Source organism: Komagataeibacter kakiaceti JCM 25156 (assembly GCF_000613305.1).
Genome location: NZ_BAIO01000096.1, coordinates 1 through 7,124, shown reverse-complemented (window position 1 = coordinate 7,124; position 7,124 = coordinate 1). Strand labels below are relative to the sequence as shown.

General features: G+C 52.2%; 6 protein-coding genes and 3 pseudogenes. All 9 read left to right on the top strand.

Features of this window, described 5'->3' with window-relative positions; all coding sequences use genetic code 11:
- Nucleotides 1-684 (top strand): annotated as a pseudogene (locus JCM25156_RS22465) (chromosome partitioning protein ParB); the annotation flags it as partial.
- 134 nt (nt 685-818) lie between these two features.
- Nucleotides 819-1,106, top strand: a pseudogene (locus JCM25156_RS32610) (DUF3363 domain-containing protein); the annotation flags it as partial.
- Nucleotides 1,107-1,591: 485 nt separating this feature from the next.
- Nucleotides 1,592-2,014: a helix-turn-helix domain-containing protein gene (locus JCM25156_RS29885; protein WP_025812649.1), complete on the top strand. Its 423-nt coding sequence runs from the start codon at nt 1,592-1,594 to the stop codon at nt 2,012-2,014.
- Nucleotides 2,015-2,025: 11 nt separating this feature from the next.
- A complete protein-coding gene (locus JCM25156_RS22460) occupies nt 2,026-2,838 on the top strand; it encodes an ImmA/IrrE family metallo-endopeptidase (RefSeq protein ID WP_199898843.1) in 813 nt (270 codons plus the stop codon).
- Entirely contained in the window at nt 2,804-3,958 is a 1,155-nt protein-coding gene (locus JCM25156_RS27875) for a beta family protein (RefSeq protein ID WP_084296482.1), read from the top strand. Before JCM25156_RS22460 ends, JCM25156_RS27875 begins: the two co-directional genes overlap by 35 nt.
- A gap of 42 nt (nt 3,959-4,000) precedes the next feature.
- Nucleotides 4,001-4,240, top strand: a complete 240-nt coding sequence (locus JCM25156_RS28775) for a hypothetical protein (protein ID WP_148299354.1) — start codon at nt 4,001-4,003, stop codon at nt 4,238-4,240.
- 119 nt (nt 4,241-4,359) lie between these two features.
- Nucleotides 4,360-4,593, top strand: a complete 234-nt coding sequence (locus tag JCM25156_RS07515) for a hypothetical protein (protein ID WP_242402539.1) — start codon at nt 4,360-4,362, stop codon at nt 4,591-4,593.
- Complete coding sequence (locus JCM25156_RS27870; RefSeq protein ID WP_082770950.1) at nt 4,590-5,168, top strand: zeta toxin family protein; 579 nt, start codon at nt 4,590-4,592, stop codon at nt 5,166-5,168. The genes JCM25156_RS07515 and JCM25156_RS27870 overlap by 4 nt, the downstream gene beginning before the upstream one ends.
- Nucleotides 5,169-5,338: 170 nt before the next feature.
- Nucleotides 5,339-7,124, top strand: a pseudogene (locus JCM25156_RS22455) (conjugal transfer protein TraG); the annotation flags it as partial.

Genomic DNA, 7,124 nt, shown 5'->3' with positions numbered 1-7,124 from the left:
CGCCCTGCGGGATGCTTTTGCCAGCAACCCGCACATCGCCCTGACCGAACTGCTGCACACCTTGGTGCGTGATGTGTACTGGCAGACACCAGGCGCGGATTGCCTGGAAGCCTATGTCCGCGAAATCTCGCTGCCGGTCCATTCGCCCGATATGCCCGGCAGTCTTCCAGCCCACGCGCTGCGCCAGCGCAACAAGGGCTGGAAGCACGACCTGCCCGATGACGAGGATGCGCTGTGGCGCTGGATCGACGGCCTGGACGATGCCAGCCGTATGGCGTTGCTGGCCCATTGCCTGTCCTTTGGGGTCAACGCGCTCTACGAGCGCATGCCCGCCTATGGCGCGGTGTCCCAGCGCAGCGTCACCGAGCGTCTCAAGCGTGCAGACCGTCTGGCATCGGCTCTCAGCTCGATCTGGTCGAGGCAGGCTGGCAGCCCACGGTCGAGAACTATCTCGGCCGGGTGACCAAGGCGCGCATCCTGCAAGCCGTGCGGGAGGCACGCGGCGACGAGACGGCAGAGCGCATCGCCCACATGAAGAAGCCCGACATGGCGCGCGAGGCCGAGCGGCTGCTCGATGGTTCGGGCTGGCTGCCCGAGGTGCTGCGCACGATAGGGCGGCCAGATGACACCCCTGCCGAAATGCGGGAAGCGGGCGAAGGCGTGGAGGCCATTGCCGCCGAGTAACCCTTATGAGGTCTGGAATTTTGAGACAGCGGCTTCCGGTGCCCGGAAGCCGCTTTTTTCATGCTGGCGCCCCGGAAAGAGGGAGAGGGCGGCTTCGCCTCTGGTGCCGAATATCCGCGTGGCATGGTTGCTCCATGCGGACGCGGGAGATACGGGACATGGCCGAGCGTCTGGCGCGCGAAACCGGTCAGCCCATCCAGAGTGCTGAGGCCGGCGAGTATGTCACAGGAACCTACCGGCAGCGCCTGACCCTTGCCTCGGGGCATTTCGCCATGATTGACGGTGGCCTCGGGTTCCAGCTTGTCCCTTGGACGCCATCGCTGGAGAAACAGATCGGGCGTCATGTCTCCGGCGTCGCACGGGAAGACGGGAGCGTGGATTGGTCGTTCGGACGCAAACGGGACATGGGCATCGCGCTTTGATGATATTCGCGGCTTTGGGAATGACCAGACCCCACTCAGAGTTAGTATCGCGAGAGCCGCGGTGATGCATGTTTGAAGCATTTTTAATGTGGTGGCGGTTCCTGGCTTTAGCAGGATCGCTGGTGGGGGCACGAATAACACAACCAGTAAGTCCTCCCAAATTGGGAGGTTTACGATCGAGTTATCGATGGTATAAATGATCCCATATTGAGGAACATCAGTGCGGTTGATTGGTCGAACAAAATTAGCGCCGTTAGCCGTTTCTGACAGTGAAACAGGTAAATGGATCGCTAATTGGATAAAAGAGCTCGAATATGCACACTGGAAACATCCATCCGATGTGTCGAGTCAATTCCCGCGCTCTTATCGCGATAGCGATAGCCGCTTCATATTTCCCCTACTGCACCGCCCAACTGGAGTAGAGGTCTTGATCGCTTTTCCTCAAGGAACAGCCCTTATAACGGCAATAAAATCTCTTGAAACCCATGATGGACGCTAAAATCATTCGCACTGAAGATCAGTATCACGCTTACCTTAAGGAGGTTGGTGATCTGATCGTACGCAGTGAAGTTCTGACGGCGGACGAACAAAACCGGATGGAGGTTTTGACTGTCCTCATCGAGTCTTATGAAAACGGGAAGTGCCCGGTAGAACCAACAGATCCGATTGATGCTATTCTTTTTCGCATGGAAGAAAGGGGCCTTAAGCGAGCGGATTTGATTCCGTATTTTGGAACTAGCAGCAGAGTGTCTGAGGTCTTAAACCGTAAGCGGCCTTTGACGGTTCAGATGATACGTGCCCTTTCCCTTGGTTTGGGCATTTCGGCTGATACTCTTGTTGGCTTAAATGAGGTGGCTCCAGTAAAAAAAGAAATCGATTGGTCCAAATTTCCAATTAAAGAATGGTAAGTCGTGGATGGATGGATCGTCTTACAAATAAAAGTATTAGTTTGGCTGAAAGTGTAATTAAAGATTACATAGCGGGTTCAGGTCTGCAGATAGGAGCTGCATCTTTCCGTCGTAGTCTTGCAGGTGACGCCACGTCGCCTACGACGGTGTACGCTTTATATGCTTGGCTTGCTCGCGTTATACAGAAAGCGCGAGTATCCAAAAATAATATGAATGCATTTGATCCTAGTAAGATTAATTCAGGTTTTTTGAGAGAGTTAGCCCAACTGAGTTGGTCAGAGCGTGGCCCCCTTTTGGCTGTCGAATATCTTCAGAACCATGGGATTGTTGTGGTTTTTGAAGGACATCTAAAAGGTACGCAAGTTGATGGGGCAGCTCTCAAAGATGTAGATGGAACGCCAATAATAGCTCTGACGCTACGATACGACAGGCTGGATAATTTTTGGTTCACATTACTTCATGAAGTGGTTCATGTTTGGAAACATTTAGATGGAGATGAAGAAGCCTTTGTTGATGATTTAAATGTTTCATCGGAAGATAGGCGTGAAGCTGAAGCCAATCGCCTCGCTGGAGAAGCCTTTATACCGCGACTTATTTGGCGGCGAAGTGATGCTTATATCTCTCCAAGTAAGGAGAGCATCAATAATCTTGCACGAGAATTGAAGATACATCCTGCGATAGTCGCAGGTAGATTAAGAAAGGATACAGGGAATTTCTCTGTATTCAGTGATATGCTGGGTAGTGGAGAGGTAAAAACATGTTCGTTTCTGAGCTTGAGGATGCTGTATAATGTCAGCTACGCACATTTCTATTCTAAAGGCTAATCAAAACGAACTCGAGGCAATCTATCATCTGGATGATAGGAGTTCGGATAAATTATCCATTCTCTTTGAGATTGATCCGCCTTCGGAAAGTGTTCGTAGCCGTAAGTATATGAAGGAGAGTGAAAATCCTACTATAACTTACTTGGACCGAAAGATTGATGAAATAGCGGATCATTGGCCTCAACGGCCGGCAATGATCGATGGATTTCGGTGGGCGCCGGATGCTCGGGCTGAGAATGGTGAGCATGTAATCCCTTATATCATTTCACGTTTGACTGCAGCGGGTAATCCTGTGACGCCAGTTATCGGATATGATCGATGGGAGAGTGCTGAGTATAGGTTGGCTCTGAAAAATATTCCTCTTTGTCAAATTAATGGGTGGTGTTTGCGTTTGGACATCACTGCCATCGAAGATTTTTCTGAACCGGAATTTTTTCAGGAAAATATAGATAGTATTATTGAAGAATTGAATATTGATCCGCGGCAGTGCTGTGTAATTTTAGATTTTGCCGACCTCTCAGCCATAGCAGATCCTGTCCCAGACATTGTCGAAAAAGCAAGCGGGATCATCAAACATCTCCAAAAAACTAACTTCTCATATTACACAGTGTGTGGCTGCTCCCTACCATCCTCTGTCGACAAGGCGGTCTCAAAACGAGATACAAGTGGATTGATCCTTCGCAAAGAGATGTTGGTTTATCAGATGCTTAGGTCTGAATTCCCAGCCGATCTTGTTAAGAGTGGAGACTACGGAGTGCGTGGTCCAACAACTACAGAACACCCTAATCCTAACATCAACGGTAAAATTCGTTACACGACGGAAATACACTTTCTTGTAATGCGTGGACACTCGATTAAGCTTGATGACGGGAAGTATGTTCAAATGCATGCTCTTGCTGAAAATGTAGTAAGTTCTGAGCACTATCTTGGAGCAGATTTTAGCTGGGGAGACAGAAACCTTTTATCTTGCAGTAAAAAAGAGAAAATAAAAGGAAAGATAAAATCGGGTAATGCCGGAACATGGATCGGATTTGATACTAACCATCATCTAACTTTCACTATTCAAGAGGTTGAAGAATTTGAGCGTAAGCTTAAAGTGCGCGAGCTTACTGAAGTCTGATTTAATACGATTATACTTTAAAATAATTTTGTGTGAGGTAAAATGACTAGTATTGTATATCTCTCTCCAAGAGAAGATATTCCGGCCAATCATCATGTGGCCGTCGTTATTCACAAAGACGAGAGAGGTGTCGAAAAAGGCTATTTTTACGACAGTAAAGAAAAGGATTTTGGTGGATCGGGTCCATTTGACTGGCTTATGAAGGAAGTTCTCGATCGTGCGACACGGTATGCTACAGAGCGAGGAATTTCGACTGTTGTGGTTCGTGCCAAACGGGACTGATTGCACGACTGCCTTGTCACTTTCCTGGTGACGATGCTCAATGTTGATTGCACTAGGAAAATACATACCCTTGTCAGACCGAGGTTGTGCTAACCTAGCGCCGAAGATTTGGTGATCTAATGGAGATCGTGATGTCCGGACACAAGACGCAGGAACGGCAGCATTATGCATGGGCCAGCTTTGAGGCGATCCGCGTTGCTGGCGAGCGGGCGCGGGAAGTCCGGGCAGCCAATGGTGAGATTATGACCTATGTCCTGAAGGGATGGGTTGTGCGCGAATTCCCCGGCGGTCGGGTTGAACGTCTTGCACCGCTGGAAGAGTTCCGCGACGAAGATTTTCCCTATCCAGCGTGACACGATTACTGATTTACGCAGGACCGAACGGCTCTGGAAAAAGCAGTCTGCGGGTTGGCACAAGCGCTGACATTGAGCCAGTCGACGTCGTCATTGACCCCGACCAGATAGCGCGGGGGATCAATCCGGCTAGCCCGCGCGATGCCGACCGGGAGGCCGGGCGAAGAGCCATCGAGATATTCAATGCATCTCTGGCAACCGGAAAATCGATTTCTCTCGAAACGACATTATCCGGCCACTCCATAATCCGTCGCATCACGGCGGCCCGGATGGCCGGATATCATGTTGAGCTGAGATATATTGCTCTGGCGTCGGTTGAAATGAATGTACAGCGCGTCAGGGCCCGCGCTGCGGGTGGTGGGCATTTTATTGAACCTGAAGCCATTCGCAGACGATATATTGGCAGCCTCGTCAATCTTCCGACTGTTATTGGCCTGTCTGACCGTGTTGTCATCTCTGATAATTCAGGCGTTATGCCCGAGCCTGTGCTTGAAATCGAGAATGGTCAGATTGTGCGTCGAGGCATGACTATGCCTGCGTGGCTGGTCAGCACATGTCCGGATCTCTGCTGTTAGTGCGTTTTGTCGCCAAGACCAAAGACGCTGTTGTAATGGGCTCTGGTAACGCTTGCGCTGACAATTTTACGCCCCTTTGCGGCGGACTGCGCAGGCAGGGCAGAAAACATTGAATCCAGGTATCTGTCTTCGTTTCCTTTCCTCCATGGGATTGTATGGAGGAAAGCACTATGTCCGGATCTCGGATTTTATGGGGGCAGGTGAGCGTCGTCCTGCTCATGATCATCATATCATGGTGGATGGCGACGCAATGGGTGGCGTGGAAACTGGGCTTTCAGCCCCAGCTTGGTCCGCCTTGGTTCACGCTTGCGCATCATTGGCCCGTCTACTGGCCCCCCATGATTTTCTGGTGGTGGTACTCCTATGATGCGCATGCCCCGGATGTCTTCGAACGGGGCGGTTGGATTGCGGGCTGTGGCGGTGTGCTGGCATTGGCGTCCGCAATCGCACTGTCTGTCCGTCGTGCTCGTGAGGCAAGACGCGCGGCGACCTACGGAAGTGCGCGCTGGGCCAGTCGAGAGGAATTGCAGCAATCCGGACTACTCGATCCTGATGGTGTCATTCTTGGGCAGTATGGGCGGGATTATCTCCGCCATAACGGTCCCGAGCATGTCCTCTGTTTTGCGCCGACCCGATCCGGCAAAGGAGTGGGGCTTGTCATTCCAACCCTTCTGACCTGGCCCGGATCAACCATCGTCCATGATATCAAGGGAGAAAACTGGCAGATTACGGCGGGTTTTCGTGCCCGCTTTAGCCGGGTCATTCTGTTCGACCCAACCAACCCGGCTTCTGATCCCTACAACCCGCTGCTTGAAATACGCCAGGGGGAGTGGGAGGTGCGCGATGCCCAGAATGTCGCGGACGTGCTTGTCGATCCTGAAGGATCGCTTGAACGCCGGAACCATTGGGAGAAAACATCACACTCTCTGCTGGTGGGCGCTATCCTGCATGTTCTGTACGCCGAGAAAGACAAGACGCTCTACGGTGTTGCCAACCTGCTTTCCGATCCGAAACGCTCGATTGAAGCCACGCTTGCTGCGATGATGCAGACGAAGCATCTGGCAAGGATGGCCCGCATCCGGTGGTTGCATCCGCCGCCCGTGAACTGCTGAACAAATCTCCCAACGAACGGTCTGGCGTGCTCTCCACCGCCATGTCGTTTCTAGGCCTGTATCGCGATCCGGTCGTCGCGAGAGTTACCTCGCGTTGTGACTGGCGGATTGCGGATATTGTCAAAGGGCGTCGTCCCACCACGCTTTATCTCAGCGTGTCACCCTCGGATATCAGTCGCACCAAACCGCTGATCCGTCTGATGCTGAACCAGATAGGGCGCAGGCTGACGGAGGATCTGAACGCACATAAGCACAATCATTGCCTGCTGATGATGCTGGATGAATTTCCCGCACTCGGACGGCTCGACTTCTTTGAAAGCGCTCTGGCGTTCATGGGAGCTACGGTATCAAGGCTTTTCTGATCGCCCAAAGTCTCAATCAGATTGAGAAAGCCTACGGTCAGAACAACTGGATCCTCGATAACTGCCATGTGCGGGTCAGCTTCGCTACCAATGATGAACGGACCGCCAAACGGGTTTCGGATGCGCTGGGGACCGCCACCGAAATCCGGCCGCAGAAAAACTATGCCGGGCATCGCCTGTCACCCTGGCTGGGGTATCTGATGGTCTCGCGTCAGGAAAGTGCGGGCCCGCTCCTGACGCCCGGTGAAATCATGCAGCTTCCACCAGCCGATGAAATTGTCATGGCAACCGGCACCCCGCCTGTTCGGGCCGAGAAGGCACGCTATTACGCTGATACGCGCTTCAAGGAACGATTGCTTCCACCGCCCAAGTCGGGCGAGGCAAAGGCGTCAACACCAACGCATCCAGATGACTGGACCTTACGCCCCTTGCCGGAAACAGCCGGACAGGGCCGACTTTTGAAGGCACGTCTGAGGTTGAAC

What these genes read in the sequence shown, in the direction of transcription:
- JCM25156_RS29885 (WP_025812649.1), top strand. Translation starts at nt 1,592, where the DNA reads ATGATGGACGCTAAAATCATTCGCACTGAAGATCAGTATCACGCTTAC.
- JCM25156_RS22460 (WP_199898843.1), top strand. Translation starts at nt 2,026, where the DNA reads ATGGATCGTCTTACAAATAAAAGTATTAGTTTGGCTGAAAGTGTAATT.
- JCM25156_RS27875 (WP_084296482.1), top strand. Translation starts at nt 2,804, where the DNA reads ATGTCAGCTACGCACATTTCTATTCTAAAGGCTAATCAAAACGAACTC.
- JCM25156_RS28775 (WP_148299354.1), top strand. Translation starts at nt 4,001, where the DNA reads ATGACTAGTATTGTATATCTCTCTCCAAGAGAAGATATTCCGGCCAAT.
- JCM25156_RS07515 (WP_242402539.1), top strand. Translation starts at nt 4,360, where the DNA reads ATGGAGATCGTGATGTCCGGACACAAGACGCAGGAACGGCAGCATTAT.